This window comes from Sphingomonas sp. CV7422, from assembly GCF_027945725.1.
Classification (GTDB): Bacteria; Pseudomonadota; Alphaproteobacteria; order Sphingomonadales; family Sphingomonadaceae; genus Sphingomonas; species Sphingomonas kyungheensis.
In genome coordinates this window covers 2306778-2323687 of record NZ_CP115900.1, presented here as the reverse complement: position 1 = coordinate 2323687, position 16910 = coordinate 2306778, and the positions used below count along the sequence as shown (strand labels likewise).

18 protein-coding genes are annotated in these 16910 nt (G+C 64.6%); 5 read left to right on the top strand and 13 right to left on the bottom strand.

Features of this window, described 5'->3' with window-relative positions:
- The first annotated feature begins 72 nt into the window (after nucleotides 1-72).
- On the top strand, nucleotides 73-837 hold the full coding sequence (locus PBN85_RS11220; protein ID WP_271299027.1) for an enoyl-CoA hydratase/isomerase family protein: 765 nt from the start codon (nucleotides 73-75) through the stop codon (nucleotides 835-837).
- A 447-nt stretch (nucleotides 838-1284) separates the two neighbouring features.
- A protein-coding gene (locus PBN85_RS11215; RefSeq protein WP_271299026.1) for an IS3 family transposase occupies nucleotides 1285-2384 on the top strand; the annotation gives its coding sequence in 2 pieces (ribosomal slippage) (nucleotides 1285-1537 and nucleotides 1537-2384; 1101 coding nt in all).
- Between the two features lie 305 nt (nucleotides 2385-2689).
- On the opposite strand, the gene PBN85_RS11210 is transcribed toward PBN85_RS11215, so the two are convergent.
- Nucleotides 2690-3559, bottom strand: coding sequence for an oxidoreductase (locus PBN85_RS11210; protein ID WP_271299025.1), 870 nt, complete (start codon nucleotides 3557-3559; stop codon nucleotides 2690-2692).
- A 50-nt stretch (nucleotides 3560-3609) separates the two neighbouring features.
- Here PBN85_RS11210 and PBN85_RS11205 point away from each other — a divergent pair, with 50 nt between their 5' ends.
- Nucleotides 3610-4221, top strand: coding sequence for a TetR/AcrR family transcriptional regulator (locus tag PBN85_RS11205; RefSeq protein ID WP_271299024.1), 612 nt, complete (start codon nucleotides 3610-3612; stop codon nucleotides 4219-4221).
- A gap of 139 nt (nucleotides 4222-4360) precedes the next feature.
- Here PBN85_RS11205 and PBN85_RS11200 read toward each other — a convergent pair whose 3' ends face one another.
- The 4 genes from PBN85_RS11200 to PBN85_RS11185 form a co-directional block, all read right to left on the bottom strand.
- A complete protein-coding gene (locus PBN85_RS11200; protein ID WP_271299023.1) occupies nucleotides 4361-5836 on the bottom strand; it encodes a carbohydrate porin in 1476 nt (491 codons plus the stop codon).
- A 67-nt stretch (nucleotides 5837-5903) separates the two neighbouring features.
- Nucleotides 5904-6482 (bottom strand): cation:dicarboxylate symporter family transporter, encoded by a 579-nt coding sequence (locus PBN85_RS11195; RefSeq protein WP_271299022.1) that lies wholly within the window; start codon nucleotides 6480-6482, stop codon nucleotides 5904-5906.
- Nucleotides 6483-7082: 600 nt separating this feature from the next.
- Nucleotides 7083-7304 (bottom strand): hypothetical protein, encoded by a 222-nt coding sequence (locus tag PBN85_RS11190; protein WP_271299021.1) that lies wholly within the window; start codon nucleotides 7302-7304, stop codon nucleotides 7083-7085.
- Complete coding sequence (locus PBN85_RS11185) at nucleotides 7301-7555, bottom strand: hypothetical protein (protein WP_271299020.1); 255 nt, start codon at nucleotides 7553-7555, stop codon at nucleotides 7301-7303. Before PBN85_RS11185 ends, PBN85_RS11190 begins: the two co-directional genes overlap by 4 nt.
- A 410-nt stretch (nucleotides 7556-7965) precedes the next feature.
- On the opposite strand from PBN85_RS11185, the gene PBN85_RS11180 reads away from it, so the two are divergent.
- Nucleotides 7966-8274 carry a hypothetical protein gene (locus tag PBN85_RS11180; RefSeq protein WP_271299019.1) on the top strand — a complete coding sequence of 103 codons (309 nt, stop codon included), beginning with the start codon at nucleotides 7966-7968 and terminating at the stop codon, nucleotides 8272-8274.
- Nucleotides 8275-8334: 60 nt separating this feature from the next.
- Here PBN85_RS11180 and PBN85_RS11175 read toward each other — a convergent pair whose 3' ends face one another.
- From PBN85_RS11175 to PBN85_RS11150, 5 genes are all read right to left on the bottom strand, one after another.
- Nucleotides 8335-8556, bottom strand: coding sequence for a hypothetical protein (locus tag PBN85_RS11175; protein WP_271299018.1), 222 nt, complete (start codon nucleotides 8554-8556; stop codon nucleotides 8335-8337).
- 20 nt (nucleotides 8557-8576) lie between these two features.
- Nucleotides 8577-8888, bottom strand: a complete 312-nt coding sequence (locus tag PBN85_RS11170) for a hypothetical protein (protein ID WP_051583370.1) — start codon at nucleotides 8886-8888, stop codon at nucleotides 8577-8579.
- Nucleotides 8889-9001: 113 nt separating this feature from the next.
- Nucleotides 9002-9208 (bottom strand): hypothetical protein, encoded by a 207-nt coding sequence (locus PBN85_RS11165; protein ID WP_037533666.1) that lies wholly within the window; start codon nucleotides 9206-9208, stop codon nucleotides 9002-9004.
- Nucleotides 9209-10504: 1296 nt separating this feature from the next.
- Nucleotides 10505-11425 carry an EthD domain-containing protein gene (locus PBN85_RS11155; RefSeq protein WP_271299017.1) on the bottom strand — a complete coding sequence of 307 codons (921 nt, stop codon included), beginning with the start codon at nucleotides 11423-11425 and terminating at the stop codon, nucleotides 10505-10507.
- Between the two features lie 22 nt (nucleotides 11426-11447).
- Nucleotides 11448-12509: an SDR family oxidoreductase gene (locus tag PBN85_RS11150; protein WP_037533670.1), complete on the bottom strand. Its 1062-nt coding sequence runs from the start codon at nucleotides 12507-12509 to the stop codon at nucleotides 11448-11450.
- A 102-nt stretch (nucleotides 12510-12611) separates the two neighbouring features.
- Between PBN85_RS11150 and PBN85_RS11145 the strand changes: the two genes are divergently transcribed.
- Entirely contained in the window at nucleotides 12612-12992 is a 381-nt protein-coding gene (locus tag PBN85_RS11145; RefSeq protein WP_271299016.1) for a winged helix-turn-helix transcriptional regulator, read from the top strand.
- 67 nt (nucleotides 12993-13059) lie between these two features.
- Here the strand turns inward: PBN85_RS11145 and PBN85_RS11140 are convergent, their stop codons facing one another.
- Genes PBN85_RS11140 through PBN85_RS11130 form a run of 3 tightly spaced genes read right to left on the bottom strand, consistent with a single transcriptional unit; the run spans nucleotide 13060 to nucleotide 16240 of the window.
- The gene (locus PBN85_RS11140) at nucleotides 13060-13578 is read right to left on the bottom strand and encodes a response regulator (protein ID WP_051583371.1); all 519 of its coding nucleotides are present in this window, start codon (nucleotides 13576-13578) and stop codon (nucleotides 13060-13062) included.
- Nucleotides 13575-15917, bottom strand: a complete 2343-nt coding sequence (locus PBN85_RS11135; protein WP_271299015.1) for a PAS domain-containing protein — start codon at nucleotides 15915-15917, stop codon at nucleotides 13575-13577. The genes PBN85_RS11140 and PBN85_RS11135 overlap by 4 nt, the downstream gene beginning before the upstream one ends.
- A 23-nt stretch (nucleotides 15918-15940) precedes the next feature.
- Complete coding sequence (locus PBN85_RS11130) at nucleotides 15941-16240, bottom strand: hypothetical protein (RefSeq protein WP_037533674.1); 300 nt, start codon at nucleotides 16238-16240, stop codon at nucleotides 15941-15943.
- Nucleotides 16241-16910: the final 670 nt, after the last annotated feature.

Sequence of the window (16910 nt, the reverse complement as noted above, 5' to 3'; positions counted from 1 at the left end):
CTTCCGCGCTCGACGGCCTAGCTGATCGTCATGCCGACCAACCCGGTCGCGCCAAGATCAAGGATCAGCACCATGGCCAAGTTCGACACCTATCGCGATGCCTTTCCCAATGCACACCTGACCCGGAAGGACAACGGTGTGCTGGAAGTCGCGCTGCACACCGATGGCGGCAAGCTCGTCTTCAATGGGCACACCCATGAGCAGTTCGTGGAGCTGTTCCACCAGATCGGCGAGGACCGGGATACCCGCGCGGTGATCCTGACCGGATCGGGCAATGCCTTCATGGATGCGATCGAGCCGGACGGCTTCGACTTCTTCACGCCGCAGGGGTACGATAAGATCCTGCGCGAGGGGCGCAAGGTGCTGTCGAACATCCTCGATATCGAGGTGCCGATGATCGCCGCACTGAACGGCCCGGTGCTGCTCCACAGCGAATATGCGCTGCTTGCCGACATCGTCCTGGTCACCCCCGACACCGTTTTTCAGGATAAGCCGCATTTCGACTTCGGCATCGTACCCGGCGACGGCGTTCACATCCTGTGGCCGCATGTGATCGGTTCGGTACGTGGTCGCTACTTCCTGCTGACGCGGCAGATTCTTGATGCGCGGACAGCCAAGGAATACGGCGCCGTCAACGAGATCGTCCCGGCCGACCGCCTGCTCGCCCGCGCGCATGAGATCGCCGACGGTATCGCTGCCTTGCCGCCGCTGACCGGCCGCTACACCCGCATGGCGCTCACCCATCGGCTGCGTCGCCTGGTTGAGGAAGGCACCGCCTATGGCCTTGCGCTTGAGGGTATCAGTGCAGCTCAAGTCGCGAGGGAAGTGGCCGCATAGCGCTCTTTATTGGGTGCCACGCATAATCGCCGGGTGGCACCACCTATGCCTGAATGAGTGGCCGTTTTCGAGAAGGTGACGGTCGGACCCCGATGACTGGATTTGGGTTAGGCCGCAAGATCGGGCGCTTTTACCGACCAACCATCCCAGTGCATCACGGCATCGCGCGCGGTTTGAAATTTGGCGGGGTAAGTGCCGATCGCCCCGAGCTGGTCTGCATGCCGCTGCAGCTGTCCAGCCACTTTGTGCGTACCTTGCTGACGTCGCTTGGCAGAAGATAACGATGCCACAAGCGTGCGACGCAATGTCCGGCAAAGAGGCGCTCAAGAACATCATGCATACGGGCTAGAGAAATGTCGGCGTGCCGCTTGACGTCCCCCCTGTTTTTTCATCCATGTTGAGTGAGAGTTTTCCGGCCCTTTGAAGCCTGCGGGCGAGGAGCTGGACATGAAGAAGATGAGGCACACGGAAGAGCAGATCGCGTTCGCGCTGAAGCAGGCGGAGACGGGTACGTCGGTTGCGGAGGTGATCCGCCGGATGGGGATCTCGGAGCAGACGTTCTACTGTTGGAAGAAGGTGTACGGCGGGTTGGGGGTGGGCGAGCTGCGGCGGTTGAAGCTGCTCAAGGAGGAGAACCGCAAGCTCAAGCAGGTGGTCGCGGACCTGAGCCTGGACAAGCATATTCTGCAGGACGTTCTGGCAAAAAAGCCCTGACGCCTGGACGACGGCGCGAGCTCGTCGCGCACGTCCAGGCGTCTCACGGCGTCAGCGAGCGACGCAGCTGCCTGGCGTTGGGCGTCGACCGGTCGTCGGTGCGCTACGTGTCGCATCGGCCGGATCAGGCACCGCTGATGCTGCGCATCCGTGATCTGGTCACGACGCGAACGCGGTACGGCTACTTCCGCATCTACATTCTGCTGCGCAGGGAAGGATGGATCGTGAACCACAAGAGAGTCTACCGGCTCTACCGGGATGATGGACTGAGCCTGCGGCTCAAGAAGCCTCGCCGCAACGTCAGCGCCGCCAACCGCGACCGGCAACCCGCGGCTGCGGCGGCCAACGAGATGTGGTCGATGGATTTTATCTCGGACGCGCTGTTCGACGGTCGGCGGCTGCGGGCGCTGACGGTGGTGGACGCGTTCACGCGCGAGGCGCTGGCGATCGACGTCGACCAGGGCATCAAGAGTGAACAGGTGGTCGAGGTGATGGCGCGGATCTCGTCGATCCGCGGTGCGCCCCGAACCATCCGGGTGGACAATGGGCCGGAGTTCATCTCGAAGGCGCTCGACCGATGGGCCTATGAGAACGGCGTCATGCTGGACTTCAGCCGTCCAGGCAAACCGACGGACAATGCCTTCGTGGAATCGTTCAACGGTCGCCTGCGAGACGAGTGCCTGAACACGCACTGGTTCCTGTCCCTGGAGGACGCGCGGGCCAAGATCGAGGCCTGGCGGCGGGACTACAATGAGAGCCGCCCTCACACATCGCTTGGCTGGCTGACGCCGGTAGAATATGCTGCTGCCACGGCCAAGATCGCGGCCGAATGAACGCCGGAAACTCACCCTCGACCCGGATGAGAAACCGGGGGACCCTCAACACCCGGTCGGTCTCTGGTTGCCGCTGGATGAAAGACTGGGGTCAGGTCACCGCCGGTCGCCAATTCGGGGCTTGCGGTAGCTCTCGAGACAGAACGGCCGCAGATGCTCCATCTGTTCGTCAGACAGCCAAACAGCTCGCCCAAACCGATTGCCTCATGGAGCCTGAAATCAGATCGCTTCCCTCACATCATCGGGTCCCGACCCGAGCGTCTGCAGGTGGGCCGAAGCTGTCGCGCAGCAAGTGCACCGCCGCCCTAAGCCGAACGCGTGGCCCCTCGATCACACCCGAAGCTCGTCGAGCGTGAGAGGGTGTCCCAAGCGCCGAGTTCCACCTTCATTGCCTCCAACTTCTGTTCGACCAAGTCGAGCGCGTCATCGCCCAGGAATAGCCGGACTGGCGGATTTGCTGACTCGACCAGTGCGAGCAGGGCCTGCGCGGCCTTTGCCGGATCGCCGGGCTGGTTGCCGCTCTTGGCGTGCCTGGCGGCACGGATCGGGTCCATCACCGCGTCATAATCGCCGATGGTGCGTGGCGTGCGATCCATGGACCGGCCGGCCCAATCGGTGCGGAACTGGCCCGGCGCGAGCGCCGTCACCCGGATGCCGAAACTCGCTAGTTCCTTGCCGAGCGCTTCCGAAATGCCCTCCAGGGCAAACTTGCTGCCGCAGTAGAAGCTGATCCCCGGCATGGTGATGAAGCCACCCATGGACGTGACGTTGATGATGCGGCCGCGACGCCTTTCGCGCATCCCGGGCAGCACCGCCTTCATCATCGCGACCGGACCGAACACGTTCGCCGAGAATTGCCGCTGCAGATCGTCGATGGACGATTCCTCCAGCACGCCCTCATGGCCATATCCGGCGTTGTTCACCAGCACGTCGATGATGCCGACCTGCCGCTCGGCCGCCGTCACAGCTACCGGAATGGCATCGAAGTCGGTCACGTCGAGCACCAGCGGATGCGCGCGGTCGGGTGCGAGTGCGGCAAAGGCTTCGGCATCGGCAGCCCGGCGCACGGTGCCGATCACCCGATGGCCGGCGTGCAGCGCGCCTTCGGCGAATGCCCTGCCGAGGCCGGAGCTGACACCGGTGATGAGGAAAGTCTTAGAAGTGGGGATCGTCATGACTACACTCCGCAAACTCACGATACCTATATCATGATATAGATGCGGACATGGCGAACAGCAAGGTCGATCCTCCTTCCCCCGGCTCCAGAGGCGAGCCGCTGCGTCAGCGCGTGATCGACGCCGCCGAACGGCTGCTCCGCGACGGCAAGGCCGACTTTTCGATGCGCGACCTCGCAGCGGAGGCCGGGGTTAGTTTCGCGACACCGTTCAATCAGTTCGGATGCAAGGCGGCGATCATGCAGACGCTCTCCCAGCGTCGGATCGACACGATGGAAATCCGCTTCGCCGCTGCGCCGCGGCTGACGGATACGGCCGCGCGCGTCATGCTGGCCATCGATACGGCGGCGGCGGTGATGCTGGAGGAACCTGCGATCAACCGCGCGGTGATGGGCTTGCTCGGCACCGCCAGTTCGTCGCCCGGACAGGTCTGGGCGCGCTCGACGGCGCTCTGGACGCTCGCGCTCGGCGCGGGAGACGGGTTGATCCCGGCCCGGCGGGAAGAGGCGTTACGATCTTTGCCGGGGCAACTCGCCTTCGCCTTTCGTGGGGTGCTGTCGTTCTGGACTGCGGGCGAATTGCCCGACGGGGCACTCGCGTCCACCGCGCGAGACCTCGCTGGCACCTTGCTGCTTGGCTTTGCCGAGCAGCAGTCGTCTTGAAACTCTGGCTTATGAAGCCGCCAGAGCGGCCATACGAGCGTCTACCAAATCACGCAGGGTCGCAGGAGCCGGACAAGCGTCGTCGTCACCTGAAGCTGTCTTCATAAGCCGAGCCGCGCCACCCGAACCACGGATGTCTTCATCCGCCGAACAGCTGCCCCAGTTTGACGTCGATACGCACGCCGAGCACGATGGCGCTTGGAATGTTGGTCGTGCGCCTGGACGCATAAATTGGGTCGGGATTGATGACATATTGCACGTTGGGGAGGATGCGCAGACCGGGCAGCGCGGCCCAGCCGTAGTTGATCTCGCCGACGATCTCGTCGTGGTGCGGTGAGCCGGTGCCGCCCGCCTTGGCGCGCAGGTCGCGCAGATAATCGATCTGCTGATCGCTGAAATGGGTGTTGGAGACGATGAACCCGATCGTGTCATTGTCCTGGCCCTTGAACGTCCCGGTCTTGACGAACCCGGCGGAGGCGAACCAGTCGAGCTGCTGCACATTGCCGACGTTCCAATAGCCGCGCGCGAACAGCGCAAGGTTGCGCTTGCTCGTACCGGCGGCGCGCGCGATCGTCTGATCGACCATCGCGTAGAGGCCGACGCGACGGCCGCCGAGCGCGATGCGCGGCAGGCCGGTGAGCGCCGACGACCCGCCGTTGCGATCATAATAGAGACTGCTGCCGCCGTCGGTGTTGAGATAGAAGCCGAGCTTATAGCGGCGCGGCAGCCGTTCCTGCGCGAAGCTCGTCTGATAGCCCGCCTCGCCGGCGATCAGCACGCCGGTGCCCTTGCCGAGCGAGAAATCGAGCCCGCCCTTGCCGGTGGCGTTGAGCGCATTGTTGTATTCGAACACGCCGATCTGGACGTAGCGCCGCTGATCTACCGCGTAGCGCGCCTTTGCTGCCCAGGAGGAATTGGGGAAGGCGGTGATGCCGATGTCGCTGATCCCGCCATAAGCGGTGAGGCAACTGGTGTTCGTCATGAACACGCAGTTGAGCGGCGAATTGTTGAAATAGCTGTTCACGGCCGCACGACCGACCATCAGGTTGAGCCTGCCGAAATCATGCTCGATGTTGAGCTGTGTCAGGCGCGGACCGGATACCGGCCGCCAGGTCTGCTGGAAGCTGATCGAATTGCCGATCACGTCGCGGCCGAGGCTCTCGCCAGTGAACCATGCGCCCTGCACGTGGACGCGCGTGTCGGACCAGCCGAGCAGCCTGTCGAGATCGAGATCGGCCGCGCCGCTGACCCAGTGCGATTCGCGCACGCCCTGGCGGACGCCGCCGACCGGATTGCCCGCGACGTTGTCGACCACATCCAGCGCGAGCGTGACGCCGTCCGCCTTGAGGCCGCGCAGCGTCTTACCGATCGCATTGTCGCGCTGCCACCGGGTGAAGCCGCGTGGCGCCGCGCTCTGCTCGGCGGGCGCCGCGTCGGTTCGCCCCGACGAGAAGGCGGTCGCCGGATCGCGCACCGTCTCGCGTTCGCCCTCGCCGGTCAGTGGCGGCGCATTGCTCGTCGGGGCTGCCGGATCGGTCTGCTGCGGCGCGGTCGGGCCGGTCGATTGCGGCATGATCGCCTGGGCGGCGAGCAGGAGCGCGAGGGTGGCGGACATACGTCTCTCCTTCACCGGTCGCGATGTCGCGCGACCGGTCTATGTCATTGGCGGGGGCAGGGCAGGGTCAGGCGGCGGCAATGCCCCATCGCCGCCGGGCCGCATCGGTGCCGACCGCGGCGGCGAGCGTGCGCTCGTCGAGCTTGCCTTCCCATTTGGCGATGACGATCGTGGCCACGGTATTGCCGACGAGGTTCACGAAGGTCAGCCCTTCGGCGAGGATGCGATGGATGCCGAGGATCAGCGCGATGCTCGCCACCGGGATCGTCCCGGTCGTGTTGAGCGTCGCCGCCAGCACGACGAACGCCGCCCCGGCGATCCCCGCCGCGCCCTTCGACGTGAGCAAAAGCACCGCGATCAACCCCAATTCGTGCCAGAGGGTCAGGTGTGTGTTGGTCGCCTGCGCCAGGAACACCGCGACGGTGGTGAGGTACAGGCAGGTGCCGTCGAGATCGAACGAATAGCCGGCCGGAATGACGAAGCCGACGACGCTCTCCTCGCAGCCGAGCTTGCGCAGCTTCTGGATGAGCCGCGGCAGCACCGTCTCGGTCGACGTCGTGGCGGCGACGATGACGATCTCGTCCCAGATATAGCCAAGCAGCCGCCACAGGCTGACGCCGCCATACCAGGCGACCCCGCCCAGCACGGATCCTGGCTAATGACGCCATACACGGAGCACCGTCGCCTCCAGGACTTTCGCCCGTTCTTATCGAGGCGGCGGCCCGTATGCGGTGTATGCCGGTTGCATCAGCGCCGCCATCGGTGCTCGGCCGCGTCAGGCACCAGGTGACATATGAGCGCAGTCTGGATCATGGCGGCCGGGAAGCCCGAGTCGGATAGCGACTGCGAATCGGGATGAATAAAAGACCGCTTTTGAGTGAAGACACAGTGCTTCTGAATGGTCGATAATGGTCATCCGTCATCGCGCGCCATACAGTCGCGCCGAGCAGGGTCAGCTTGGCTTACGTAACCTATTGGCGTAGCCTCCCGCCGAAGGGAGAGAATACCATGATAGCTCTTGCGTTGATGGCCTCCGTCGCACTGACTTTCACTGGCCAAGCCGCTCCATCCCCAAGCCGCAACGACGGCAGCGAGAAGAGGATATGCCGCCAAGATCCAAGCACCGGCACCATTCTGCCGAAACGGATCTGCCACACGAAAGCGGAATGGAACGCCATTCGGGCGCACGATGCTGTCGATACCGACAATGCCTTTGATCGGCGAGGTAATAACCGGTTGCCCGACGTTACGAAGTAGCGGCACGCAGGCGGGGCAGCATCTGCGATCGAAGCGCCTGCCGTGCAGCACGGGCAAAGGCGCGGAACGCAGCCTGCCACTTCGCGTCGGCTCCATCCCCCGGGAGATGTTCGTGGATCGTGGCGATGCGGCTGTGCCACAGCGTCTCGACATGAAGCTCGTCGACGGCTTCCACGGCGTTGCTTGGGCAGGGGCGACAGCGCGCGATCATCGTTTCAGCAGATCGGGGCATGGGTGCGGTTCGTGGACGTCCCATTCGCCGACGCGCGAATAGGCGCCGCCCGTCAGGTCGGGTTGCAGGATCACCGTTTCGCTGCGCGGCTCGCCCATGATTCGCTGAACCAGATCCTCGGCCACCGCATCGCGCGCTGCCTCGTCGGTCAGGCCCATCACCCGCTTCGGCGCAGGCTTCAGCACGGTGAACGCCACCCGGATCAGTGTCCGCAACTCGGAGCGTGTCATCAGCCTCAATGTGCCGGCTCCCATGGGTCGCGGGCGTCGAACGTCCGCTCTTCGACGGTGCGACAGCTCACGAGGTGGAGGCAGCCATCCGATGGCAGGCGTCCAGGCAATCCTCGCGTGACAAATTGATCGGAATAGGTGGCGGACCGCCCGATCAGCGCAGGCAGATCGGCGAGGCTCTCGCCGCACGCAGCAGCGAGTGGACGAAGGTTTTCGCGGGGCGACATGGGCGACTCCGAGTTCATCGATACCGACGATGTTCTACATATGTTCTGACAATGGCAACCCTGTCGTGTCGCGGAAAATGGGAACGTCCTCGGTCGCTCAGAGCTTTGTGCAGGCGATGACGCCGTCGATCGTGACGGTGTCCGTACCATCGCGCCAGGCGCGGAATGGGTGAGGAGCGTGCGATGCGGTGGCTTCTGGTGGGGATGGGAATGGGCCTGGCGCTGGCGGCATGCTCAAGCCCGGCGAAACAGGCTGAGCAGACCTACGACCTCGCATTTGCCAAGGGCAGCGCCGCCGAGCGCTGCGCGGCTGCGCGGGCGGTGAAGCAGGCCTATCAGAAGGCGGATGATACAGGCCAGGCAGAGACCTGGCGCAGCGAGGAGGAAGAGGAGTGTCGGACGGCCCGGCTCGTCGGCAAGGGCAATGCCTCGCCTGCCGTAAGTGCGGCCCAGCTCGGACCTAATCCACCACAATTCCACGAGACGCACTGAGCGGGATCGTTGTCGGGCTCGGCGGCACCATCATCGATGGCACCTTGCCCAACTCCCGCCTCAAGACCCTATGTCTGCGTCATCCGGTTTTGCGTCCACGCCGCGTGCCGCCAGAACGTCCCGCAGCTGACGCTGGATGCTGGCCCCGTTGAGATGACCATGAACGCCGTCATGGCCTTCCGCGGTCAGCTGTGATCGGATGTCGCCGACCGAATGGCACGCTCCGGCACGCGCAAGCTGGAACGCCCGTTCGATCGTGCTGATGGTGTTGTCTCTGCTCACGCTTTTGCCCCTGCCTTGGATTATTCTTTAGCCTTTTTCGGATCCGTCGCTCTGCGTCCCGTCGTACGCTCCGCGGCGACGAACTCCGAGGAGCGCAGGTTGATACGATCGTAGAGCTCCAGCAGCCGATTGACATCATCCACGACCGCGGCCTGCTCTCGTCGCCAGCGATCGGAAGCATCGGCAGTGGCGATACCGTCGCGACCGTCGTGGATCGTGAAGCCCTGATCGAGCAACCATAACGCATCCTGCGCCCGCGAGCGTTGCCGCCTCAGATGGGACACCCATTGATCAATAACCCCTGATGGGACCAGTCTTTCAATCTCGCTCATTCTGGCCGCCTATCCGCGTTCCAATGCTCCTACCAGAAAAGGTTGGGGGTCAATTTGGGACCCGCGCCGTCCATGGCGATCCGAAACCATGCACGCGGCAGGATCGATCGACCTCACAGCCTCATCATCGCCAGAACCAGTCCGGTCGTCGCGCCGTAAAAAGCCACCTGCCACAGCGCCAGAAAGCCGAGCGCCAAGCCCGGATTGCCTTGAGCATATTCGCGCCTGACCGCATTCTTCACGACCGCTGGAATGAGCCAGCTACGGTGCAAGACGTGCAGCATCCTGCGTTCGGCCGGCGACAGTGGATCTTGCATCATACCCCTCGTGATCGTCGCCCGCCGGCCGCATCAAGCGACGGTCAGACCTCGCTTAGAACCCACGCCTTACGATCCGCCACCAGCGTCTGATCCGTTCCAGCCAAGGGCGGCGAACACCTTTTGGCGGCCTTGGCGTCATGCGGCGTCGATCGCGGTAAGTGGTCTTCCGGCGGGCCATGCCCCCTGATGGCGAGCTCGGATTGCATAGACCGTGAACACGATCGTCTGACGCGGTTCAGCTACGCCTGCCGCCGACACAGCGATGATCAAGGCGAGCCGCAGGATTGGCGCGACGTTGCTGCTTGACGTCGCGAAATGGTCGACGCGGTATCGCGAGGCTCGATCAGCGGGCGGAGGATGCCCAATGGCTCCGTCAAAGCAGGTGCACCGGCTGCCAAGCGAACGCGGGTGGGGCGGGCATATGTTCCGCCCGCGCAAGCTCGGCAGTCCGTTTCGCTACGTCAACGCGTCACCTGCGGTGATCCGCTTGGCGGTGCTGCTGTCCGTGCGCCTCCCGCAGTCGCTGCGGACCGTCGAGAATTTGTGCCCCGGGCGGGGGATCGATAGCCGCCCGTTGCGTTCGACGAAGATGATGCCGCGCAACATCCGCGGGTTGCTCACCAGAGGCTTGCCATGGCTCTTGGGACGATACGGTTACAGCCGCTCAATCGGTACGATGCTCACATCAAATGGGTCCCAACGTTGGACCAGCTTGCGACAGGTCGATCCGATGGCCGGCCACCGACAATCAAGAGCCAATCTCCAGACGTATCGGGCGCGGCTGGTCGACGTGATCAAACGGGTGAACGATCTTGCTGTCGGGTCGAGGCGTATTTTCCCGGCGGTGTGCGTACCTCCAGACCCCGAATCCGATCAGAGAGACTGGAGCAGCCTTGTCCAAGCGATCAGCGGAGACCGATTTTGCGCGACTCGCTCTTGCCGAACTCGAAGCAGCAGCGGCTTCCGCCTCGCCTCAAGAGAAGAAGGCCCATTTGGATCAGGCTGCTGTCTATGCAGCCAGGGACGAAGCCGAGCGTCGTGTCATAGTCTCCGCATCGTCACGGCGGCTCGATACGAGACCATGACCCGCGGACCTTACGATGGAATGGGCGGGCTATCGGCCGGCTGAGGCGCCGGCTTCCGGGGTGGCCGCCGCGCGCGGCAGCACGCGGTCCTCATCGACGAACGGCATCGGCAGGGACGCAAGCCGTTCGCCTCGGTCGGCCGAATGTGGGTCTTCAGGGGCGGGTCGGTCGGCGGCCATCCTCGTTGACGACGGCAGCCGACACGCGACCGTCAATCGAGCCTGCCGGTCAGCATCAGATGACGAACAGCCTCATCGGCCTGATTGACCGCGCCGAGCCGCTCGATGAGCTGCGCCGGCCGGCTGCCCCTCAGACCGGCAAGCGTCAGCGTCTTGTCGCGGACATAGGTGTACATGCCGCTGACCGCGAACGCCGTGACGTGGCCGATATGCTGCTTCTGCGCCTCGACCGTATCGGAGAAGACGTCGGACGCGAAGAAGCGTCGCCGAACCAGCGGCGTGGCGAAGGTGAGATCGAGGATCGCCAGGCGCTCGCGTTCCGGCGGAACGGTGTGCGCCACGTCCGGCGCGGGGGGCGCGGGATCGCCATTATCATAGACTTCTGGCAGATGCAGGCGGACGCGCAGCAGCGCCGGGTCGGCGGCGAGCGTTTCGGCGAAAGCCGTCATGAACGCAGCGAACGCGTCCGGGTATTTGGCACCCGGGCCGAAGTGGATGTGCATGCGATCGAACGCATCGTTGCCGTTCGGACTGGGGTCGACGATCCGGTCGACCAACGTCCGCGAGCCGTGCGGCAGCGCATAGGCGATCGTCGCAGCAAACATATTCTGCTCGTCGGAGAAGAGGATCGACGATGCTTCGTTGAAGGTCGCCTGATCGGCAGCATCGGCGAAGCCGATCTCCACCCCGCCATCGAGCACATAGTCGGGGAAGGGTTCGATTCCCGCCTGCGCCGGCCAGAGGTGCGCGTCCTGTTCGCGGTCGAGATGATATTGCACGTACCACCCCAATCCCGGCACCCGCGAGCAGAGCGGTCCGTGTACGTCCCGCCAATAGGTCGCGAACACCTCATGGGGAACCTGCGGCCGCTTCAGGACGGTGGTGTAGGTGTTGATCGCGATGGCAGCGTCGCGGCTGGCGTAATCGGCATCGTGGCGATGATCATGGGTCATGGGCGTTCTCGTATAAGTCGGGTCAGGGGATCAGGCGATCGACACGCAGCTGCTCGAACAGCGCGAAGAAGGCATCGTCGGTCGGCTGATAGGCCGTGAAGCCGAGCCGGCGGCTCTTCGACATGTCGGTCACGACTTCGATGGGGCGGCCGAGATCGGCATCGGTATGCCAGGGGGAGGCGAGCCGGGTAAGATCGGGTTCGGCCAATCCTTCGCGTTCGGCGATGCGACGCCACGTCGGGCCATCATTCGCCATTTGCTGTTCGAGTGGCCGCGGTGTGCCATCGAAGGGCGCGACCTCCAGCCCGAACCAATCGGCAATGCGACCCCACATCCATGCCCAGCGGAAGACATCCCCGTTGACGATGTTGAACGCCTGATCGTGCGCGGCCGGCGTCTCTGCGGCCCACAGCAGCTGTCGGGCCAGCTGGCCGGCGTCGGTCATGTCGGTCAGCCCCGACCATTGGGCGGCCGAGCCGGGGAAGGCGAGGGGGCGGCCGGTCTCGCGGCAGAGGGTGGCGTAGACGGCCAGCGTCGTCCCCATGTTCATGGCATTGCCGACGGCCTTGCCGATCACGGTGTGCGGGCGATGGACGCTCCAGCTGAAGCCGTCCCGCGCCGCCGCCGCGAACACCTCGTCCTCCTGCGCATAATAGAAATTCTCGACGTCAAGCCGGCCCTGTTCCTCGCGGAACGGCGTCTGCGGCAGCGTGCCTTTGCCATAGGCCTCGAACGGCCCGAGATAATGTTTGAGGCCGGTGACGAGCGCGACGTGTCTCGGCCCGGTCGGCTTGGGCAAGCCATCGAGGAGGTTGCGCACCATCGCCGAATTGACGCGAATGTTCTCCGCCTCGCTGTCCTGACGCAGCCAGGTGGTGATGAACACGGCGTCCGGATGGATGCCGGAGAGCGCCGACTTCGTCGCTGCGGCATCCTGCAGATCGGCCGCGATCGGACGGAGGCCGGCTTGTCCGGTGGGACGTCGGGCGAGCCCGTATACCGTCCAGCCTTGCTCGACGAGCAGCTTTGCCGTCGCGCTGCCGACAATACCACTCGCGCCCACCACCAATGCTGTCTTGGCCATGATGATCCTTCCCAGTGTCTCGATCGTCCAGAGCTAGGCAGCGGATCGCCCGGGTTCTAGACGGCACCAAACAGGGGGCCAGGCACCGGGAGGTAACCACATATGCAGCCGGGATCGATCGAGGACGAATGGCGTGAGGATTGCGCGCCGCGGCGCGTGCTGGCGTTGTTCGCGACGAAGTGGACGAGCATGGTTCTGCACACGCTGCACGCCCGGCATCAGGGCGCCTGCCGGACCGGGGCGTTGCAGCGCAGCCTGCCCGGCGTGTCCAAGAAGATGCTGACCCAGACCCTGCGCGAGATGGAGGAGGTGGGACTCGTCACCCGTCATGTGCTCAGCGCCATTCCGCCGGCCGTCGAGTACAGGCTCACGGCGCTCGGTCAACGCTTCGTCGAACCGGTGGAGCTGCTCTACGCCTGGGGTCGCGACAATGCGGACGCGCTCGATCAGCTCGGAAGCCGCCCGACCGCCCGGCGTATCTGATCGAGGCCGCGTCAGGGGTGTTTGAATCGACCGCCGTGCCGCCTCATGCCCGCGACGATGGTGCCGTTTATATCTCGGCTGCGACGTCTGCGGCTTCGCATAGTTTTGCCACGAGCAGCGTTTCGCCGTGTTCCTCGGCAACGGTAATCAGGTAAGCCAGGCATTCGCGGAGATTCGTCATGGCGGATGGATCGTCCGTTCCCGCAGCGCGTGTCCCGCCCCCGTCACCGTCGAGCAATGCCTTGACGATGCAGGATGTATCGATCGGTTTCTCACACCGTTTGAGCAACGCATAGGCGGGGGGGACATCGGCGCGATCGTTGCCCGTGGCGAAGACGCATCTGGCGCCGCGGGCGAGCAGGACGTCGACGACCGGATAGACCTTCGCCTCTCCCAGATTGATGTCGAGCACGGCGGAATCGACATCGTCGTGTTCCAGCAGCAAGGCCAGCGCCCCTTCCACGTCCGATGCGGGGCCGATCACCGTCGCGCCGGCCTTGCGGAGATTGCGGCTCACCGCCTCGGCGATCATATATTCGTCTTCGACGACCAGAACGCGACGATCGTGCAGCAGGGCTTCGCTCATCGGTCTTCCTCACTCTCGTGGCGATCCGCGACCACCGGTACGCTGATCGTGCAGCGGAGGCCGTCGTCGGTAAAGGTGTAGCTCGTTCTGGCTTTCAACTGGAACGGGAGCGCCCGTTCGATCAGCTCGCGTCCGTAACCGACGCGCGTATCCTTCCCGGCGGCGCGGGGCGGTGCCAGCCCGCTTTCGATCCATTCGACCGTCAGGATCCCGCGTTGGCCATCCTGCCGCGTCACCGACCAGGCAATCGCCAGCCTGCCCGATGCGACGGTCAACGCGCCGTGCTTGACCGCATTCGTGGCGAGCTCGTGCAGCGCCAACGCCAAAGCCTGCACGGCGCCCGACCGCAGCGGAATGCCGGATGGCCCGCGCAGGATGATGCGGGCATCCAGGGTATCGCCATCGTTGGCGCCGAGCGCGCACAGTTCGGATTGCAGCAGTGCGTCGAAGGTGACCTTCCTGCCGGCGCAGGCGTGCGAGAGCAGGCCCTGCACACGGGCGAGGGCCGACAGGCGATCGGCGAAGCGCGTCTTGAAGTCGGCGAGCGACGATGCGCCGTCGAGCGTCTTCTCTGACAGCGCCTGCACAACCGCGATAAGGTTGCGGGTCCGGTGCTGGAGCTCCGCGACCATCACGCCTTGGCGCGCCTGCGCCTGACGGAGATCGTCGATGTCGTTCGCGGTGCCGAGCCATTCGACGATGTGTCCGGCTGCGTCGCGGATCGGCTTGGCGCGCATCGCGAACCACCGATAGGCGCCGTCCTGCCGGCGCAACCGGTGCTCACCCTCGAAGCAGCCGACCGCTGCCGCTTCGGTCCAGGCGGACAAGGTCGCGGCCCTGTCCTCGGGATGGAGGATGCGCAGCCAGCCGAAACCTCGGCTGTCCGCCTCGGACTGACCGGTGAAGGTCAGCCATTGCGGGCTGGCCCAAGTCCATTCTGTGGAGCAGTCCGCCCGCCAGAGCAGCTGGGGGATTCCCTCGAGCACGACTCGGGTGCGGCGTTCGCTGCCCTCCAGTGCCCGTTCCAGCCGCTTGCGCTCGTCGATATCGATGTTCATGCCGAGCCACTTGACGACGTGACCCGCCTCGTCGCGCAGCGGCACGGCGCGGACATTCATCCAGCGGTAGGTGCCGTTCGCCTTGCGCAGCCGATATTCGGCGTCGATGCTGCGCCGCTTACGAACAGTCTCGCGCCACTTCTCGCTGATGGCGGTACGATCGTCCGGATGTATCGCGCTGAGCCAGCCCTGGCCCTTCCACTCGTCGAAGCTTTGCCCCGTATAGGCGCGCCAGTTCGGGCTGTCCGTCTCAACGAGCCCGTCGCTGGCCGTTTCCCAAGTCGCCAAAGCGACGCCGTCGATCAGCAGCTGCGCACGCGCCTCGTTTTCCCGCAACGCCTCGGAGGCGCGCTTCAGCGCATCGATGTCGCTGATCACGCTCGCCTGGCCAGTGACCCGTCCCTGTTCGTCGTGAATGGGAACGGTGGCGACCCTGGTCCACACATGTCGATCCTGATCGACGCGGAAGAGCATTTCCTGTCCAGGCACGGTGCGCTCACCGCGCAAGGCGCGGGCGCCGGGATAATCGTTAAGCGCGAGTACCCCGCCTTCGTCGTTCCATGCCTGCCATCGGCCCCGGTTGGCCGGATCGCGCGACGGCATGATACCTCCCGGCAAAAAGCGGCGATATTCGCTGTTCGCGACGACGATGCGGCCCTGCGTGTCGAGCATGGCAATCCCGGCGGGTACGCTTTCGAATGCCGCCGCGAGCTGTGCCTCACTGATGCGCAGAGCGGCTTTGGCGCGCGAAGCATCGATGGCCGTCGACAATCGGTCCGACGTCTCCTGCAGGATTTCGACATCGGCATCCTTGAAGGTCCGGGGATGCCGGTAGTGCAGGAAGATGAAGGCGCGCAGCGCGACACCTTCGAACAGCGGAAGGGCGATCGCGGCTCCGACCCGCATGCCGGCATAAGCGGCTTTCTCGACAGAGGTCAAAGCGGGATCATCGGCGACATCGCTACGGACATCGACCGCGCCCCGGCGAAGTCGGTCGCATAACGGTATCGCGAAAGCGGCGGTTTGATGATCCCCGATCAGATATGGAGAGACGATGGCGGTGTCGCTGACCACCGTCACCGACCCGTCCGTCGCCGAGATTTCCGCATAGCCGCTCCGATCCGCCCGGAACTCCTCGTCCAGCATGGCGCAGGCCGTCGCTTGGATCTCCGCGGCGTCGTCGATCGGTCGAACGGCGGCGCCGAGGCGTCGCATGAAGCTCGGCCGATCCCCGATCTCGCCGATAGGCGACACGGAGGGGCCATCGTCGGAGGGTGCCACGCCTTCGGCTCGGTTTCGCATGGTCAATCCAGCGCTCGCTGAGCCGCGTACACGGCCTCCATGGTGGCGATGACGAGCCGATGCCCTTTCTCGCTGAGCGCCAGGAACCTGTCCCGCCGGTCGATCAGCCCTTCCTTTTCCAGTGCCGCCACCCATCGTGCCACGACTCTTGGCGACGTCGCGCCGGGAACGTCGAGTTCGCCGATCTCGAGATAGCGGGCGTCGTCCTCCGCCACATGGAGCAGCAGGAGTGTGTCGAGCGGCGTCGACGCGTGATAGCCATGGGGGAGGGAGGCTGCGATCTCGCGAGACGCACTCAGCATGCGCTGGGCAAGCTTCTTGGTGGTCGTCGGCGCGAACCGTGGGTCTACTCCCGCCGCCTTGAGAACTCTAGACAGCTGACACCCCCTTCGCCGTATCGCGGGAGGCTACCATCCGCCTGTTCGTCCTGTCGATAACCTATTGTTGACGTTGCGTTTGCGCCTTGCGCCGCGGCGTGTCGGGGCGCCGCCGGGCCAAGATTGATGAACAGGTGCCGGACGTCGGGCGGCGTATGCAGCGAGTCGAATGCCTGCAGTTACAGCGATCAGGCCGATGATCACTGTTGAACTATAGTCGAGGCCAGTGCGCATGCAGGATTCCCGCGACCGTGACGTGGCGGCACCATCGCCCGTGACGCTGCCGCCAGCTCCGATGATCGCGTCATCGCCGATCCAGACGGTGCGCCAATCCTTGGGTCGACATCGATCGACAAAGGCTCACCGGTGGAGGCTGCGACCGCCGTCAGCGCTCGCAGCCGTCGGCAATCGAGAAAGGCATATCAAACGGAATTCGTCCAACCTATCTCGGTTCTTGCCGGGGCTGCAGGCTGGCCTCCGCGGTTCGCAGCGCTGACCTTCCGTACGCGGACGCCTTGGCTAGCGTGCGCTCCGCCTTCTCCACCGGCAGTTCGGCAACGGACCAGCGGTGATCGGCCTCGCCCATCAGCAGTCC

Bases quoted from the DNA above. Each gene is read 5' to 3' on its own strand.
- PBN85_RS11220 (WP_271299027.1), top strand. From the start codon at position 73: ATGGCCAAGTTCGACACCTATCGCGATGCCTTTCCCAATGCACACCTG.
- PBN85_RS11200 (WP_271299023.1), bottom strand. From the start codon at position 5,836: ATGTCCGCCACCCTCGCGCTCCTGCTCGCCGCCCAGGCGATCATGCCG.
- PBN85_RS11170 (WP_051583370.1), bottom strand. From the start codon at position 8,888: ATGAGCGAGATTGAAAGACTGGTCCCATCAGGGGTTATTGATCAATGG.
- PBN85_RS11185 (WP_271299020.1), bottom strand. From the start codon at position 7,555: ATGACACGCTCCGAGTTGCGGACACTGATCCGGGTGGCGTTCACCGTG.
- PBN85_RS11180 (WP_271299019.1), top strand. From the start codon at position 7,966: ATGCGGTGGCTTCTGGTGGGGATGGGAATGGGCCTGGCGCTGGCGGCA.
- PBN85_RS11165 (WP_037533666.1), bottom strand. From the start codon at position 9,208: ATGATGCAAGATCCACTGTCGCCGGCCGAACGCAGGATGCTGCACGTC.
- PBN85_RS11145 (WP_271299016.1), top strand. From the start codon at position 12,612: ATGCAGCCGGGATCGATCGAGGACGAATGGCGTGAGGATTGCGCGCCG.
- PBN85_RS11140 (WP_051583371.1), bottom strand. From the start codon at position 13,578: ATGAGCGAAGCCCTGCTGCACGATCGTCGCGTTCTGGTCGTCGAAGAC.
- PBN85_RS11155 (WP_271299017.1), bottom strand. From the start codon at position 11,425: ATGACCCATGATCATCGCCACGATGCCGATTACGCCAGCCGCGACGCT.
- PBN85_RS11190 (WP_271299021.1), bottom strand. From the start codon at position 7,304: ATGATCGCGCGCTGTCGCCCCTGCCCAAGCAACGCCGTGGAAGCCGTC.
- PBN85_RS11205 (WP_271299024.1), top strand. From the start codon at position 3,610: ATGGCGAACAGCAAGGTCGATCCTCCTTCCCCCGGCTCCAGAGGCGAG.
- PBN85_RS11210 (WP_271299025.1), bottom strand. From the start codon at position 3,559: ATGACGATCCCCACTTCTAAGACTTTCCTCATCACCGGTGTCAGCTCC.
- PBN85_RS11150 (WP_037533670.1), bottom strand. From the start codon at position 12,509: ATGGCCAAGACAGCATTGGTGGTGGGCGCGAGTGGTATTGTCGGCAGC.
- PBN85_RS11130 (WP_037533674.1), bottom strand. From the start codon at position 16,240: ATGCTGAGTGCGTCTCGCGAGATCGCAGCCTCCCTCCCCCATGGCTAT.